This window comes from Pseudomonas thermotolerans DSM 14292, assembly GCF_000364625.1.
In the GTDB taxonomy this organism is placed as follows: Bacteria; Pseudomonadota; Gammaproteobacteria; order Pseudomonadales; family Pseudomonadaceae; genus Aquipseudomonas; species Aquipseudomonas thermotolerans.
In genome coordinates, this window is the sequence record NZ_KB822613.1 from 41,675 (window position 1) to 57,167 (window position 15,493).

General features: G+C 66.3%; 14 protein-coding genes. 4 read left to right on the forward strand and 10 right to left on the reverse strand.

Annotated features, from left to right (window positions below):
- Positions 1 to 2 precede the first annotated feature (2 nt).
- Together H165_RS0112215 and H165_RS0112220 are read left to right on the forward strand one after the other, a co-directional pair.
- Positions 3 to 524, forward strand: a complete 522-nt coding sequence (locus H165_RS0112215; protein WP_017939218.1) for a CsiV family protein — start codon at positions 3 to 5, stop codon at positions 522 to 524.
- Positions 524 to 3,154, forward strand: coding sequence for a DEAD/DEAH box helicase (locus H165_RS0112220; protein ID WP_017939219.1), 2,631 nt, complete (start codon positions 524 to 526; stop codon positions 3,152 to 3,154). Before H165_RS0112215 ends, H165_RS0112220 begins: the two co-directional genes overlap by 1 nt.
- A 21-nt stretch (positions 3,155 to 3,175) precedes the next feature.
- Here H165_RS0112220 and H165_RS0112225 read toward each other — a convergent pair whose 3' ends face one another.
- Genes H165_RS0112225 through H165_RS0112240 form a run of 4 tightly spaced genes read right to left on the reverse strand, consistent with a single transcriptional unit; the run spans position 3,176 to position 6,237 of the window.
- Positions 3,176 to 3,916 (reverse strand): S-methyl-5'-thioinosine phosphorylase, encoded by a 741-nt coding sequence (locus H165_RS0112225; RefSeq protein WP_017939220.1) that lies wholly within the window; start codon positions 3,914 to 3,916, stop codon positions 3,176 to 3,178.
- Positions 3,917 to 3,926: 10 nt separating this feature from the next.
- Complete coding sequence (nagZ, locus tag H165_RS0112230) at positions 3,927 to 4,925, reverse strand: beta-N-acetylhexosaminidase (protein ID WP_197020061.1); 999 nt, start codon at positions 4,923 to 4,925, stop codon at positions 3,927 to 3,929.
- A gap of 28 nt (positions 4,926 to 4,953) precedes the next feature.
- Positions 4,954 to 5,478: a L,D-transpeptidase gene (locus H165_RS0112235; RefSeq protein WP_017939222.1), complete on the reverse strand. Its 525-nt coding sequence runs from the start codon at positions 5,476 to 5,478 to the stop codon at positions 4,954 to 4,956.
- 51 nt (positions 5,479 to 5,529) lie between these two features.
- Complete coding sequence (locus tag H165_RS0112240; RefSeq protein WP_017939223.1) at positions 5,530 to 6,237, reverse strand: TetR/AcrR family transcriptional regulator; 708 nt, start codon at positions 6,235 to 6,237, stop codon at positions 5,530 to 5,532.
- A gap of 239 nt (positions 6,238 to 6,476) precedes the next feature.
- Here H165_RS0112240 and lexA point away from each other — a divergent pair, with 239 nt between their 5' ends.
- Together lexA and sulA are read left to right on the forward strand one after the other, a co-directional pair.
- Positions 6,477 to 7,088 (forward strand): transcriptional repressor LexA, encoded by a 612-nt coding sequence (lexA, locus tag H165_RS0112245; RefSeq protein ID WP_026146591.1) that lies wholly within the window; start codon positions 6,477 to 6,479, stop codon positions 7,086 to 7,088.
- Positions 7,089 to 7,098: 10 nt separating this feature from the next.
- Entirely contained in the window at positions 7,099 to 7,569 is a 471-nt protein-coding gene (gene sulA / locus H165_RS0112250) for an SOS-induced cell division inhibitor SulA (protein WP_017939224.1), read from the forward strand.
- A gap of 254 nt (positions 7,570 to 7,823) precedes the next feature.
- On the opposite strand, the gene H165_RS0112255 is transcribed toward sulA, so the two are convergent.
- The 6 genes from H165_RS0112255 to fadB all read right to left on the reverse strand — a co-directional run bounded on the left by H165_RS0112255 (position 7,824) and on the right by fadB (position 15,214).
- Positions 7,824 to 8,063, reverse strand: coding sequence for a hypothetical protein (locus H165_RS0112255; protein WP_017939225.1), 240 nt, complete (start codon positions 8,061 to 8,063; stop codon positions 7,824 to 7,826).
- 63 nt (positions 8,064 to 8,126) lie between these two features.
- Complete coding sequence (locus tag H165_RS0112260) at positions 8,127 to 8,645, reverse strand: DUF6586 family protein (RefSeq protein ID WP_017939226.1); 519 nt, start codon at positions 8,643 to 8,645, stop codon at positions 8,127 to 8,129.
- 77 nt (positions 8,646 to 8,722) lie between these two features.
- Positions 8,723 to 11,323, reverse strand: coding sequence for a type I DNA topoisomerase (gene topA / locus H165_RS0112265; RefSeq protein ID WP_017939227.1), 2,601 nt, complete (start codon positions 11,321 to 11,323; stop codon positions 8,723 to 8,725).
- 233 nt (positions 11,324 to 11,556) lie between these two features.
- Positions 11,557 to 11,793 (reverse strand): DUF1653 domain-containing protein, encoded by a 237-nt coding sequence (locus H165_RS0112270; RefSeq protein WP_017939228.1) that lies wholly within the window; start codon positions 11,791 to 11,793, stop codon positions 11,557 to 11,559.
- 78 nt (positions 11,794 to 11,871) lie between these two features.
- Positions 11,872 to 13,047: an acetyl-CoA C-acyltransferase FadA gene (gene fadA / locus H165_RS0112275; protein ID WP_026146592.1), complete on the reverse strand. Its 1,176-nt coding sequence runs from the start codon at positions 13,045 to 13,047 to the stop codon at positions 11,872 to 11,874.
- Between the two features lie 19 nt (positions 13,048 to 13,066).
- Positions 13,067 to 15,214, reverse strand: coding sequence for a fatty acid oxidation complex subunit alpha FadB (gene fadB / locus H165_RS0112280; protein WP_017939230.1), 2,148 nt, complete (start codon positions 15,212 to 15,214; stop codon positions 13,067 to 13,069).
- Between the last annotated feature and the right edge of the window lie 279 nt (positions 15,215 to 15,493).

The window sequence follows — 15,493 nt, forward strand, 5'->3', positions numbered from 1 at the left end:
CCATGCGCATGTTCCGCTCCCTGGCCCTGTTACTTGCCCTGTTCGCCCCGCCGGCCCTGGCCGACGCCCTCTACCAGGTCGAGCTGGTCATCTTCCGCCAGGCCGGCGATCCGGTCCCCGCCAGCCAGCCGGCGCCGGACGACTGGGCCGGCGGCGCGCCCTCGATCGCCGGCAACGAACGGGCCACCAGCCTGGACGAGGCCGTCGCCAGACTGACCCCGGACAACGGTTACAAGGTGCTGCTGCACAAAGCCTGGATACAGACCATCTCCGCCGTGCCAAACAGCGTCGCGGTGAGCACCGGCGAGGCCCGCTTCGGCCACTATCCGGTGGAAGGCACCCTGAGCATGAGCTTGAACCGCGTCACCGAGGCCAACCTGGACTTCTGGATCAACCAGTTCGACGCCCACGGCCTGCTCACCAGCAGCGAGCGCCTGAAGCAGAGCGCCCGCCTGAAGAACGGCGAGCTCACCTACCTCGACCACTCCAACCTCGGCGTGCTGATCAAGATCGTGCCGATGTAATGAGCGATTTGCCGGCATTCGCCGCGCGCCTGCGCGAACTGCCCTGGCGTGACGCCTTCGACAGCGGCGCCCTGGAGCGCGGCCGAGGCTACGCCCGCCAAGGCCGGGCACGGATCCTACGGCTGGAGAGTGGTCAACTGGTCAGCCGCTGCCAGGGCTCGGCCAGCGAGTATACCCAGCGCATCCGCCTCGGCCGCCACGGCGAGCCGGTGGTGGGCTTCTGCAGCTGCCCGGTTGGCTACAACTGCAAGCACGTGGTGGCCGCTCTCCTCCAGCTGCTGGAGGCGCCCGCACCGGTGGCGGCCAGCCCGGAGCGGCGCATCGACGACCTGCCGCCCACGCCGGTGCTGAGCCTCGGCAGCCTGACCTTCAGCCACTACGACCCGCGCTCCCGACGCATGCTGCTCGGCCAACATCACCGCGCCGGACTGGCCTTCGACTACGCCGGCCGCCGGGTGCACGGCAAGCCACATCACGATCCGCACCTTCACCTGGAGCGCGACGGCGAGGCTATCTGCATCGTTCGCCAGCTGGCCGCCGAACAGCTCCTGCGCAAGCATCTGCAAGCCCTCGGCTTCCGCGTCGCCCTGCGGCAGAGCCAGGCGCTGCCGGCCAACGCCGGGGAAATGTTCGAGCTGCCCGACCAGGACGCCTGGCTGCGCTTCGTCCGCGAGCAACTGCCAGCGTTGCGCGAACAGGGCTGGCAGATCGACATCCGCCCGGGCTTCGCCTATGACCTGACCCCGGTCGACGGCTGGTACGCCGAGGTGGACGAGGCCCCCGAACTCCAGTGGTTCGATCTGGAGCTGGGGATCATCGTCGACGGCCAGCGCATCAGCCTGCTACCGGTGCTACTGCGCCTGATCCGCAGTACCCCGGAACTGTTCAGTCCGCAGCACCTGGCCCAGCGCGGCGACGACGAGCTGTTGCTGGTACAGCTCGACGCCCAGCGCAGCAGCGACGGCCAGGCCCTGCAGGTGATGCTGCCCTACGGCCGCCTCAAGCCGGTACTGGCCACCCTCGGCGAGCTGTACCTGCGCGAACCCGTCAACGAGCCGCGGCTGCGCCTGGCCACCCCGGACGCCGCACGACTCGGCGAACTGGACGGTCTGGACCTGGAGTGGCGCGGCGGCGAGCGCCTGCGCGCGTTCGCCCACAAGCTGCGCGCCGGCGGCCAGGCCCGGGTCTGCGCTCCCGCCGGCCTCAAGGCCCGGCTGCGTCCCTACCAACTGGAGGGCCTGAGCTGGATGCAGACCCTCCGCGAGCTGGAAGCCGGCGGCGTGCTCGGCGACGACATGGGCCTCGGCAAGACCCTGCAGAGCCTCGCCCACCTGCTCACCGAGAAGCGCGCCGGGCGCCTCGACCGCCCAGCCCTGGTAGTCATGCCCACCAGTCTGATCTCCAACTGGCAGGACGAGGCGGCACGCTTCGCCCCCGAGCTTCGCGTCCTAGCCCTCTACGGCCCGCAGCGGCACCGCGACTTCGCCAGGCTGGCCGAGCACGATCTCCTGCTGACCACCTACGCCCTGCTGCCGCGGGACCTCGAGCGGCTGCGCGAGCAGCCCCTGCACCTGCTGATCCTCGACGAGGCGCAGCACATCAAGAATCCCGCCAGCAAGGCCGCCCAGGCCGTCCGCCAGCTCCAAGCCCGACAGCGTCTGTGCCTGACCGGCACGCCATTGGAGAACCATCTGGGCGAGCTCTGGTCGCTGTTCCACTTCCTGATGCCCGGCTGGCTGGGCGACGCCCGGGAATTCACCAGGAACTACCGTACGCCCATCGAGAAGCACGGCGACCTGGCCCGCCTCGCCCACCTCAAGGCGCGCATCCGCCCCTTCCTGCTACGCCGCAAGAAGGAGGACGTGGCCAGAGAGCTGCCGGCCAAGAGCGAGATCGTCCACTGGGTGGAACTCAACGACACCCAGCGCGACCTCTACGAGACCGTGCGTCTGGCCATGGACCGCAAGGTTCGCGAGGAGATCGAGCGCAAGGGCCTGGCACGCAGCCAGATCGTCATCCTCGAGGCCCTGCTCAAGCTGCGACAGGTTTGCTGCGACCTGCGCCTGGTCAAGGACGATCTCCCGTCGCGACGCGGCGCCAGCCATTCCAGCAAGCTGGAAAGCCTGCTGGAGATGCTCGACGAGCTGCTCGCCGAGGGCCGTCGAGTGCTGCTGTTCTCACAGTTCACTTCGATGCTTGCTCTGATCGAGGAGGAACTGCAACAGCGGCACATCCCCTACGTGTCCCTGACCGGCGCAACCCAGGACCGACGCACCCCAGTGGAGCGCTTCCAGAGCGGTGCGGTGCCGCTGTTCCTGATCAGCCTCAAGGCCGGCGGCACCGGTCTCAACCTGACCGCAGCGGACACCGTGATCCACTACGATCCCTGGTGGAACCCGGCCGCGGAGAGTCAGGCCACCGACCGCGCCTACCGCATCGGCCAGGACAAGCCGGTGTTCGTCTACAAGCTGATCGCCCGCGGCACCGTGGAAGAGAAGATCCAGCAACTGCAGCAGCGCAAGGCGAGCCTCGCCGCCGGCGTGCTGGAAGGCGGCGGCAAGGCCGACTGGCGCCTGAGCGCCGAGGACATCGACGCCCTCTTCGCCCCCCTGCCCGGCCGACGCCGCTAGACGCCCGCCGCCTGCATGGCCTCAGGCGGCGTCCAGCACCCGTGCCAGCACCGCGCGCACCTGATCCATGCCATCGCCCAGAGCGCGGTCGATCGCGGTCATGCTGATCGCCCCCGGTGCCTTGCCGGCCGCCGGGTTCACCACCAGGGCCAGACAGGCGTAGGGCAGCCCCAGCTCGCGGGCCAGGACCGCCTCGGGCATGCCGGTCATGCCGACGATGTCGGCGCCGTCACGCTCCAGACGGGCGATTTCCGCCGCCGTCTCCAGACGCGGGCCCTGCATGCAGGCGTACACGCCGGCGGCGCTATAGGCACAGCCCTGTTCGGCCAGTGCGACGAGCAGGCGCTCGCGCAGCCCGGCATCGTAGGGCTGGGTGAAGTCGATATGGGTGACGTGCTCCAGGTCGCCGGCGAAGAAGGTGTGTTCGCGGCCCCATGTGTAGTCGATGATCTGGTCCGGCACGCAGAGGTGGCCGGTGCCCATCGCACCATTGATCCCACCCACCGCGTTGACCGCGATGATCGCCTCGGCGCCGACCTGCTTGAGCGCCCAGAGGTTGGCGCGGTAGTTGACCTGGTGCGGCGGGATGCGGTGCGGATGGCCGTGGCGGGCCAGGAACAGCACCTCGCGGCCGGCATAATCGCCGCGCAGCAGCGGTGCCGAGGGGGCGCCATAGGGGGTGTCGACGTTCAGGGCGGCGGTGACGGTCAGGCCCTCCAACTGGGTCAAACCACTGCCGCCGATGATGGCGTAGACGCTCATTGCAGACTCCTCAGTCGATCAGTTGGGCAGCGCGCAGGTCGGCCAGTGCCGCTTGCCAGCGCGGATGCTGCTGGTATTCGGTGGTCGGGAAGCCCCGACCGCGCATCCGTACCAGGCGCGGCGGCGGCCGCACCCTGAGTCGCTGCAGGGCGCCCAGCGCCAGCTCGGCCGCCCCCCGATCGTTGCACACCAGGCCCATGTCGCAGCCTGCCCCCAGCGCCGACTCGATGCGCGCCGCCGCGTCACCGGCCACGTGGGCGCCAGCCATGGACAGGTCGTCGCTGAAGATCACCCCGTCGAAGCCCAGCTCGGCGCGCAGGATCTGCTGCAGCCAGAAGCGCGAGAAGCCGGCCGGCTGCGCGTCCACCTGCGGGTAGATGACGTGCGCCGGCATCACCGCGCCGAGCTGCCGGCTCAGCCGCGCGAAGGGCACCAGGTCGCTGGCGCGGATCTGCTCCAGGCTGCGCTCGTCGCGGGGAATCGCCACATGGGAATCCGCCTCGGCCCAGCCGTGCCCGGGAAAATGCTTGCCGGTGGCGGCCATCCCGGCGGCGTGCATGCCGCGGATGAAGGCACCGGCCAGGGCTGCGGCACGCTCCGGATCACCCTCGAAGGCACGGCTGCCGATCACCGCACTGCGCTGGTGATCGAGGTCGAGCACCGGGGCGAAACTGAGGTCCAGGCCCACCGCCAACACTTCCGTGGCCATCAGCCAGCCGCACTGCTCGGCCAGCCATTCGGCCTCGGGGTTATCGGCGATCGCGCGCATCGCCGGCAGGCGCACGAAGCCCTGGCGCAGGCGCTGCACCCGGCCGCCCTCCTGGTCGACGGCGAGCAGCAGGTCCGGGCGCAGGGCGCGGATCGCCGCTGCCAGTTCGCGCACCTGGCGGGGATGTTCGATGTTGCGGGCGAACAGGATCAAGCCGCCGACTTGCGGCTGGCGAAGGATCTGCCGGTCCTCGGCGGTCAGCCAGGTGCCGGCGATGTCCAGCATCAGGGAGCCTTGCAGGCCTGAAGTCATGGGAGAAAAGGTCCTTTCAAGCAAGTGGCGCCGTCAGCCACTGCGGGCACGGCGCTTCTTCGATGTTCACAGGGCAATGGACGGGGACGCGCGGAAAGAGTTCCAGCAGGTCGGCATTGCGCAGGCGGATGCAGCCATGGGACAGAGGGACGCCGAGGGGCTCGGTGTCTGGCGTGCCATGCAGGTAGATGTAGCGGCGGAAGGTATCCACCTCCCCCAGCCTGTTGCGGCCCGGCTCGCAGCCGCTGAGCCAGAGGATACGGGTGAGGATCCAGTCACGTCCGGGATGCTGCGCGTGCAGCTCCGGGGTCCAGACCTCGCCGGTCCAGCGCCGGCCACGCAGCACCGCGCCGAGCGGCAGCCCCTCGCCGATCCTGGCGCGTACCTGATGGCGCCCCCGCGGGGTGCAGCCGGAGCCATTGCGTTCGCCGGGACCATTCAACGCCGTGGAAACCGGCAGACGCAGCACCAACTGGCCGTCGGCGAATCCATACAGGCGCTGATCGGCCAGGGAAATATGCAGCAGATCAAGAGTTCGCATGGGCGGCTAGCTTAGCCGATCGGCCTGGCGCCGCCCACCGCGGGAGAGAATTCAGACCTTGGCAGGCTGCGTGGTCGAGGGTTTGCGTGGCTTGAGCTGGGCGCTGGCTAGGGTCTCGTCGGTGACCGCACTCTCCGCGCGCATCCCGGCGGCGAGGAACGGCACCATCAGGCGCATCACCTGCTCGATGGAGGTGTTCACGCCGAAATCGTTCTCGGCGATGGCGCGCAGCGCCTTGATGCCGGACATGCTGAAGGCCGCGGCGCCGAGCATGAAGTGAATGCGCCAGAACAACTCGATCGGCGGGATGCGCGGCGCGGCGTCCTGGATGAGCACCATGTAGCGACGGAACACCTTGCCGTAGACGTCTTCCAGGTAGCGGCGCAAGTGGCCCTGGCTCTGGCTGAAGGCTAGCCCCAGAAGGCGCATGAAGATGGAAAGGTCGTTGCCGCTGCGCGGCTTCACCGCCATAGCCTGCTCGACGAGAATCTCCAGCAGCTCTTCCAGGCTCGCCTTGTAGTCGGCGTTGGCCTGGCGGCGATCCAGCTCCTTCTCGAGGCTGGCACAGAAGGGGCCGAGGAAGCGCGAGAACACCGCCTGGATCAGTGCCTTCTTGGAACCGAAATGGTAGTTGACCGCCGCCAGGTTGACTCCGGCCTTGCTGGTGATCAGGCGCAGCGAGGTTTCCGCGAACCCCTTTTCGGCGAACAACTGTTCCGCTGCGTCGAGGATCCGCTCGACGGTCTCAGACTGGGCCATGACGACTTACACCTAACAAACACTCGTTTCAAACATATGTTTTGACCACTCGCATTGTCAAGCAAAGCCCGGGGACTTTGTTGCCGCGAATCGCGAATGACGCATGCAAGACGCCAGCCAGCGGTAATAAGTAACAGCCGCTCGCCAGGCGGTCGCTGCGTGCCGAGCGGCATGGGGATTGCCAAGCCCAGAGCACTGTATATAATTCCAGTCACTGTATAAAAAAACAGAGTCAAGCCATGCTGAAACTGACGCCGCGACAAGCCGAGATCCTCGCCTTCATCAAGCGTTGCCTGGAAGACAACGGCTATCCCCCGACCCGCGCCGAAATCGCCCAGGAACTTGGCTTCAAGTCCCCCAACGCTGCCGAGGAACACCTCAAGGCACTGGCCCGCAAGGGGGCCATCGAGATGACCCCCGGCGCCTCGCGCGGCATCCGCGTGCCCGGCTTCGAGCCCGGCCACAGCGAGGAGGATGGTCTCCCCGTCATCGGCCGAGTCGCCGCCGGCGCTCCCATCCTGGCGCAGGCGAACATCGAGGAATCCTGCCGGATCAACCCCGACTTCTTCCACCCCCCGGCCGACTACCTGCTGCGAGTACGCGGCATGAGCATGAAGGACATCGGCATCCTCGACGGCGACCTGCTCGCCGTGCACAGCACCCGTGAGGCACGCAACGGTCAGGTGGTGGTGGCCCGCCTGGACGACGAGGTCACGGTGAAACGCTTCAAGCGCGAGGGCGACAAGGTCTGGCTGATCGCCGAAAACCCCGAATTCGCGCCCATCGAAGTGGATCTGAGAACCCAGAACCTGGTGATCGAAGGCTTGAGTGTCGGCGTCATCCGCCGCTAAAGGAGTTCCCATGCAGTTCCCGCAGTCGCTGGGACGTACCCAGCTCCCGCTGCTCGATGCCTTCCTGGCGCAACCGGCCGTCCTCTTCGACGAGGCGCCTGCCCCTCTCCCGGTCGACGAACCGGACACCTTCAGCGAGCTGACGCTGCGCGGCGCTGCCGGCAACCGCCTGCACCTGCTGGCGCCGATCCTGCGGGAGCTGAGCGACAATCAGGACGCCCGCTGGCTGACCCTGATCGCCCCGCCCGACAGCCTGACTCTGAACTGGCTGCGCAAGATCGGCCTGAACCGTGAACGCATCCTGATCCTCCAGCCGCGCCGCGGCCAGACGCCGCTGGACCTCGCTTGCGAGGCCCTGCGCCTGGGCCGCAGCCACACCGTGGTGAGCTGGCTGCAACCACTGCACGCACCGGCACGCCGCCTGCTGGCCGCGGCGGCCAGCGAAGGCAATGCCCAGAGCCTGAACATCAGTCTGACTTGATCGAACCGCCGAAAGCTCGGCATCCCCTTGGCACACGGATGTGCCATCCTTTTTCTCCCCTCCTGCCCCCTACGCACAAGTCACGACCGGATCCAGAATGCCGGAATCGGCGTCCGTCTGGTCAGGGCATGGCATTGCCCTCGTGAAGCTCGTGGCGGAACGCGATGGTCGAATCGGACTGCAGAAAGCCGACAGTCTTCGCATACCTGACGGCAAGCGGGATGGCAGGCCCGGAACGCCTGCCAGTCAGCGCATCAGTGCAGGACGCGCGGACCGTCCTCTTCGTCGTGCTCGAAGTCGCCCTCGGCCAGGCGGCCGGCCATCTGCACGCCGACGTTGAGCATGGCCTTGGCGACTTCCACGTGGTAGCCCTGCAGGAAGGCCTTGGCATCGCTGGAGAACTCCAGGGTCACCAGAGCCTCTTCGTCCTCGGCGCGGCGCAGGGCGATGCGACCATCCGGCAGTTCAACGATTTCGAGAAAGGAAGTGGACATTCGGAATCTCCAGAAAATGCTGGGTGCGGCCGGCTTCGCCGGGCGCAGTGTCAGACAACCAACTCAGCACTCACTGAGCGATTCGCGGAAACGCAGCACCAGCTGCTTGAGCTGCTGACGCCATTCCTCGAGGGTCTCGCGCGCCAGCGGCGGCGCCTCCTCGTCCAGGCTCACCGACTGGATCAGCGGCAGCGCAGGATCCACCTTGGCTGTCTTCGGCGCCCGGGGCGGCTGGAAGAGCGCGGCATGGGCGGCCAGCAGTTGGGCCAGCCAGGTTTCCGGCTGCTGCACCAGCTCGAGCAGCTCGGCCAGCTCGGGGGTCGGCGTGGCCTCCAGCACCGCCGGGGAGAGCAGCAGCTCGACGCGCGGTACCCCAGCCTGGGGCAGGCGGTAGTAGCCGGCCACCTCGTGGCACAGGCCAAGCACCGCGCCGTAAAGGTGGAACAACGCCGCCTCGCGCTCGGCCTGAACCAGCGCCGGGACATTCATGGCCTGCCCCTCCTCCGCCCTCTTCCAGGCCTCGAGCGCCAGACCGGCGAAATAGATCTTCTGGTTGGTGCGGGTATAGAGTTCGTGGGCCATCGCCGTGCCCTCCAGAACGAATTGGGTTCACTATACGCGCACCGGCGGACCTGCCGGCACGCGTTCATCCGGTCGCCTCAGCGCTTGTCCTCGACCTTCCACTGCTTACCGTCGTAGAAGGCGCGCCAGCCGGTGGGCTTGCCGTCCACCTCGGACTGCACGTACTGCTCCCTGGTCTTGCGGCTGAATCGGATGACCGCCGGGCGGCCTTCCGGGTCGCGCTGCGGCGCTTCCAGCAGATAGTGGTACTTGGGATCCAGCTCGTCGCGGTGCGGCAGCAGCTCGATCACCAGCGGCGCGCGGGTCTCGCGGTTCTTCGGGAACTGGCTGGCGGCCAGGAACAGACCGGAGGCGCCGTCACGCAGCACGTAGATGTCGTCGACCTTCTCGCACTTCAGTTCGGGCATGCGGATAGGATCGATCTTCGGCGGCGCCGCCTCGCCGTTCTTCAGCAGCTTGCGGGTGTTCTTGCAGGTCGGGTTGGTGCAACCGAAGAACTTGCCGAAGCGCCCGGTCTTCAGCTGCATCTCGCTGCCGCACTTGTCGCATTCCAGGCTCGGGCCCTCGTAGCCCTTGATGCGGTAGTGGCCGTGCTCGATCTCGTAGCCCGCGCAGTCCGGGTTGTTGCCGCAGATGTGCAGCTTGCGGGTCTCATCGAGCAGGTAGGCATCCATCGCCGTGGTACAGATCGGACAACGTCGCTTGCCAAGCAGTACCCGGGATTCCGATTCGCCCTCGTCGTCGGCTGCAATCTCGTCGCCGGGGATCAGGTTGATGGTCGCCTTGCAGCGTTCCTTGGGCGGCAGGCTGTAGCCGGAGCAGCCGAGGAACACCCCGGTGGAGGCGGTGCGAATCATCATCGGCCGGCCGCACTCGCGGCAGGGAATGTCGGTAGGGGTCGGCAGGTTGGCGCGCATACCGTCATTGGCCGCCTCGGCCTGCTCCAGCTTGCGCTTGAAGTCGGCGTAGAACTCGTCGAGCAGGTTCTTCCACTCCCGGGCACCCTGGGCTACGTCGTCCAGATGCTCCTCCATGCGCGCGGTGAAGCCGTAGTCCATCAGGTTGGCGAAGCTCTCGTTGAGCCGCTCGGTGACGATGTCGCCCATCTTCTCAGCGTAGAAGCGCCGGTTGTGCACGGTGACGTAGCCGCGCTCCTGGATGGTGGAGATGATCGCCGCATAGGTGGACGGCCGGCCGATGCCGCGCTTCTCCAGCTCCTTGACCAGGCTGGCTTCCGAATAGCGGGCCGGCGGCTTGGTGAAGTGCTGGCTGGGGTCGAGCTCGAGCAGCTTGAGGCTTTCGCCCTCGCGCATGTCCGGCAGCACGTCGTCCTCGCCGGGCTTGCTCTGCTGCGGCAGCACCCTGGTGTAGCCGTCGAACTTGAGGATGCGGCCCTTGGCGCGCAGCTCGAACTCGCCGGCCTGCACGGTGACGCTGGTGGACAGGTATTCCGCCGGGGTCATCTGGCAAGCCACGAACTGGCGCCAGATCAGCTCGTAGAGGCGCTCGGCATCACGCTCCATGCCGGTTAGCTGGCCGGGGCGCAGGTTGACGTCGGAGGGACGGATCGCCTCGTGGGCCTCCTGAGCGCCCTCCTTGCTCGCATAGAAATTGGGCTTGGCGGGCAGATACTTCTGGCCGAACTCGCTCTCGATGAACCCGCGCGCCATGTTCAGGGCGTCCTGCGACAGGTTGGTCGAGTCGGTACGCATATAGGTGATGTAGCCGGCCTCGTAGAGGCGCTGAGCCATCATCATGGTCTTCTTCACGCCGAAGCCTAGGCGGTTGCTGGCCGCCTGCTGCAGGGTCGAGGTGATGAAGGGCGCCGAGGGCCGGCTGCTGGTCGGCTTGTCCTCGCGCTTGGTCACGCGGTAGCTGGAGGCCTTGAGCTTTTCCAGGGCGGCCATGGCCTGGGCCTCGTTCAAGGGTTTGAAGGCCTCGCCGTTCTGTCGTGCGACCTCGAATCGCGCCTTGTCGCCACGGGCGGTCGCCAGGTCGGCGTGCACCTCCCAGTATTCTTCGGGGATGAAGGCGCGAATTTCCTTCTCGCGCTCCACCACCAGCTTCACCGCCACCGACTGCACGCGGCCGGCGGACAGGCCGCGGGAGATCTTCTGCCAGAGCAGCGGCGAGACCATGTAGCCCACCACGCGGTCGAGGAAACGACGCGCCTGCTGGGCGTTGACGCGGTTGATGTCCAGCTCGCCGGGCTTGGCGAAGGCCTCCTGGATGGCCTTCTTGGTGATCTCGTTGAACACCACGCGCTTGTAGCGGCTATCGTCGCCGCCGATGGCCTCGCGCAGGTGCCAGGCGATGGCCTCCCCTTCGCGGTCCAAGTCGGTGGCGAGGTAGATGGTGTCGGCATCCTTGGCCAGGCGCTTGAGCTCCTCGATGACCTTCTCCTTGCCGGGAAGGATCTCGTAGTGGGCCTGCCAGCCGTTCTCCGGGTCCACGCCCATGCGTGCGAACAACTGGCGCTTGGCCTTTTCCTTGGCGGACAGGGCCTTCTCTTCGGCCGCCTTGCCGCGCTTGGCCGGGGCCTTGGCGGCGCCCGATCCACTGGTCGGCAGGTCACGGATATGGCCGATGCTCGACTTCACCACGTACTGGCTGCCCAGGTACTTGTTGATGGTCTTGGCCTTGGCCGGGGATTCCACGATGACCAGCGATTTGCCCATGGATCGGAAAATTCCTGAGTTGGAGAAATGAAAGGCGGGATACCGGGGAAACTGACGCGTTTCGAGCGAGCCGGACAAGGCGGGAAAGGCCGGAACAGTGCAGCCTGAAAGCCCAGGCGAACATTCCGGAACCCTTTTCCTTGCCTGATGCGGACGCGGTTGGAGCGAGACAGGTTCCCGAAAGGCACCGCTATATATAGTGGCGAGCGAGTCGAGGTCAAGGTCGGCGCGCGTCAGCGGCCTCCCAGCGGGGACTCCTCGGCCCGTACCAAAGCAAAGCGCGGCACCGCCTGCCCGTCCACCTCGACGCTTTCCAGGAACATGCTCAGCGGTCGTACCCAGAGGCCGTAGTCGCCGTACAGAGCCTGGTAGACCACCACCTCCTCCTCGGTCTCGGAATGCCGGGCCGTGCCGAACACCCGGTATTCGGGGCCCTTGTAGTGACGGTAGAGGCCGGGTTGCAGGGACATGGATCGCTCTCCTGATCGCTGGGTGGTGAAAAACGAAAACCGGGGCGCTAGGCCCCGGTCTTCCCCTCTCCTGGCGCGTCAGACGCGTTCGAAGATGGTGGTGATGCCCTGGCCGAGGCCGATGCACATGGTGGCCACGCCGAGGGTGCCGCCATTCTGCTTCATCACGTTCAGCAGAGTGCCGGAAATGCGCACCCCGGAACAACCGAACGGGTGGCCCAGGGCGATGGCGCCGCCGTGCAGGTTGACCTTCTGGTCCATCTTGTCGAGCAGCTTGAGGTCCTTCAGCACCGGCAGGGCCTGGGCAGCGAAGGCTTCGTTCAGCTCCACGTGATCGATGTCATCCATGGTCAGGCCGGCACGCTTGAGGGCCTTCTGGGTGGACGGCACCGGGCCGTAGCCCATGATCGCCGGGTCGACGCCGGCCACAGCCATGGCGCGTACCTTGGCCAGCGGCTGGATGCCCAGGTCCTGGGCGCGCTGGGCGCTCATCACGATCATGCAGGAGGCGCCGTCGGTGATCTGCGAGGAGGTCCCCGCGGTCACGGTACCGCCTTTCGGGTTGAACGCCGGCTTCAGTTCGGCCAGGCCTTCCAGGGTGGTATCCGGGCGGATGGTCTCGTCGTAGTCGAACACCTTCAGGAAGCCGTTCTCGTCGTAGCCCTCCATCGGGATGATCTCGTCCTTGAACTTGCCTTCCTGGGTGGCCTTCCAGGCCAGCTGGTGGGAACGGTAGCCGAACTGGTCCTGCTGCTCGCGGGTGATGCCATGCATCTTGCCGAGCATTTCTGCGGTCAGGCCCATCATCCCCGAGGCCTTGGCGGCGTACAGGGACAGGTGCGGGTTCGGATCGACACCGTGCATCATGCCGACGTGGCCCATGTGCTCCACGCCGCCGACCACGAAGACGTCGCCGTTGCCGGTCTGGATGGCCTGCACCGCGGTGTGCAGAGCGCTCATGGAGGAACCACACAGGCGGCTGACGGTCTGCGCCGCGCTGGTGTGCGGGATCTGGGTCATCAGCGAGGCCATGCGGGCGATGTTCCAGCCCTGCTCCAGGGTCTGGTTCACGCAGCCCCAGATCACGTCCTCGACTTCGGCCGGGTCGATCTTCGGGTTACGCTCCAGGAGCTTGCGGATCAGGTAGGCGGACATGTTTTCGGCGCGGGTGTTGCGGTGCATGCCACCCTTGGAGCGACCCATCGGGGTGCGGCCGAAATCGACAATGACTGCATCTCTGGGATTAAGGCTCATAATCTTCACTCTCGCTCAATTAGCCGAAAAACTTCTGGCCGTTCTTGGCCATTTCGCGAAGCTTGGCGGTCGGGTGGTACAGCGGGCCCAGGTCGGCGTACTTGTCGGCCAGCGCGACGAACTCGGCGACCCCGATGGAGTCGATGTAGCGCAGCGCACCGCCGCGGAAGGGCGGGAAGCCGATGCCGTAGATCAGGCCCATGTCGGCCTCGGCGGCGCTCTCGACGATGCCATCTTCCAGGCAGCGCACGGTTTCCAGGCACAGCGGGATCATCATGAAGTTGATGATGTCCTCGTCGGTGACTTCACGCTGCTCGTAGACGATCGGCGCCAGCACTTCCTGCACGGAGGCGTCGGCGACCTTCTTCGGCTTGCCGCGCTTGTCGGTTTCGTAGGCGTAGAAGCCCTTGCCGTTCTTCTGCCCCAGGCGGTTGGCCTCGTACAGCGCATCGACGGCGGTCTTGCGGTCTTCCTTCATGCGCTCCGGGAAGCCTTCGGCCATCACATCGCGGGCATGGTGGGCGGTGTCGATGCCGACCACGTCCATCAGGTAGGCCGGGCCCATGGGCCAGCCGAATTTCTCCATGACCTTGTCGATGCGCACGAAGTCGACGCCGGCGCTGACCAGCTTGGCGAAGCCGCCGAAGTACGGGAACAGCACGCGGTTGACCAGGAAGCCCGGGCAGTCGTTGACCACGATCGGGGTCTTGCCCATCTTCTTGGCGTAGGCCACGGTGGTGGCGATGGCGGCTTCGCTGGTCTTCTCGCCGCGGATCACTTCCACCAGCGGCATCATGTGCACCGGGTTGAAGAAGTGCATGCCGACGAAGTTCTCCGGACGCTTCAGGGCCTGAGCCAGGTAGCTGATGGAGATGGTCGAGGTGTTAGAAGCCAGGATGGTGTCCTCGCGGACCACGCCTTCCACTTCGGCCAGCACGGCGTGCTTGACCTTCGGATTCTCGACCACGGCCTCGACCACGATGTCGACGTTGCCGAAGTCGCCATAGGACATGGTCGGGCGGATGGCGTTGAGGGCCTCGGCCATCTTGGCCGGGGTCAGACGGCCCTTCTCGACACGCTTGCCGAGCAGCTTGGCCGCTTCGTTGAGACCCATCTGGATACCTTCTTCGCGGATATCCTTCATGAGGATCGGGGTGCCCTTGACCGCGGACTGGTAGGCGATGCCGCCGCCCATGATGCCGGCGCCGAGCACGGCGGCCTGCTTCACGTCGCGGGCCACCTCGTCGTAGCGCTTGGCTTTCTTCTTCAGCTCCTGGTCGTTGAGGAACAGGCCGATCAGGCTCTCGGCGACCGAGGTCTTGGCCAGCTTGACGAAGCCGGCGGCCTCGACTTCCAGCGCCTTGTCACGGCCGAAGTTGGCGGCCTTCTGGATGGTCTTGATGGCTTCCACCGGAGCCGGGTAGTTGGGACCGGCCTTGCCGGCGACGAAGCCCTTGGCGGTCTCGAAGGCCATCATCTGCTCGATGGCGTTGAGCTTGAGCTTCTCCAACTTCGGCTGGCGCTTGGCCTTGTAGTCCAGCTCGCCGGCGATGGCGCGCTTGATCAGATCCAGAGCTGCGTCCTTGAGCTTCTCGGGCTTGACCACGGCGTCCACTGCGCCCACTTTCAGGGCTTCCTCGGCCTTGTTCTCCTTGCCGGAGGCGATCCACTCGACGGCGTTGTCCACGCCGATCAGGCGCGGCAGGCGCACGGTGCCGCCGAAGCCCGGGTAGATGCCCAGCTTGACTTCCGGCAAGCCAATCTTGGCGCTCTCGCTCATCACCCGGTAGTCGGCCGCCAGGCACATCTCCAGGCCGCCACCCAGGGCGATGCCGTTGATGGCCGCCACGGTCGGCACCGGCAGGTCTTCGAAGTCGCAGAAGATCCGGTTGGCTTCGAGGTTGCCGGCCACCAGCTCTTCGTCGGGCAGCTTGAAGTTGTCGGTGAACTCGGTGATGTCGGCGCCGACGATGAACACGTCCTTGCCGCTGGTGACGATCACGCCCTTGATCGAACCGTCGGCCTTGATGGCGTCCACCGACTGGCGGAGCTCGGTCAGGGTCAGGCGGTTGAATTTGTTGACGGACTCACCCTTGAGGTCGAAGTTCAATTCGACGATGCCGCTCTCAAGAGCCTTAACCGTGATGGCTTTACCTTCGTAAATCATCAACTGATCTCCACGGTATGGAAGCTGGACTTGTTACACGTCAGACGCCGTAGGCAACGGAAAATCCCGACGCAGAGCCTTCGAGAATAGTCCCATTACCCCGGCACACCCGCCGACGCGATATTCGGACGCCGATGAAGGCGAGCGCTCCCGACTGGCAAACGCTCATTTCATACGCCCGTTTGATTTGGGTGCGCACACCTTCGGGGAAAAGCTCGTGATTGTCAATCTTGACCGTTGGCGAACTGCCGGGGAAAGGAAAACCGCCAGGCTGATGAG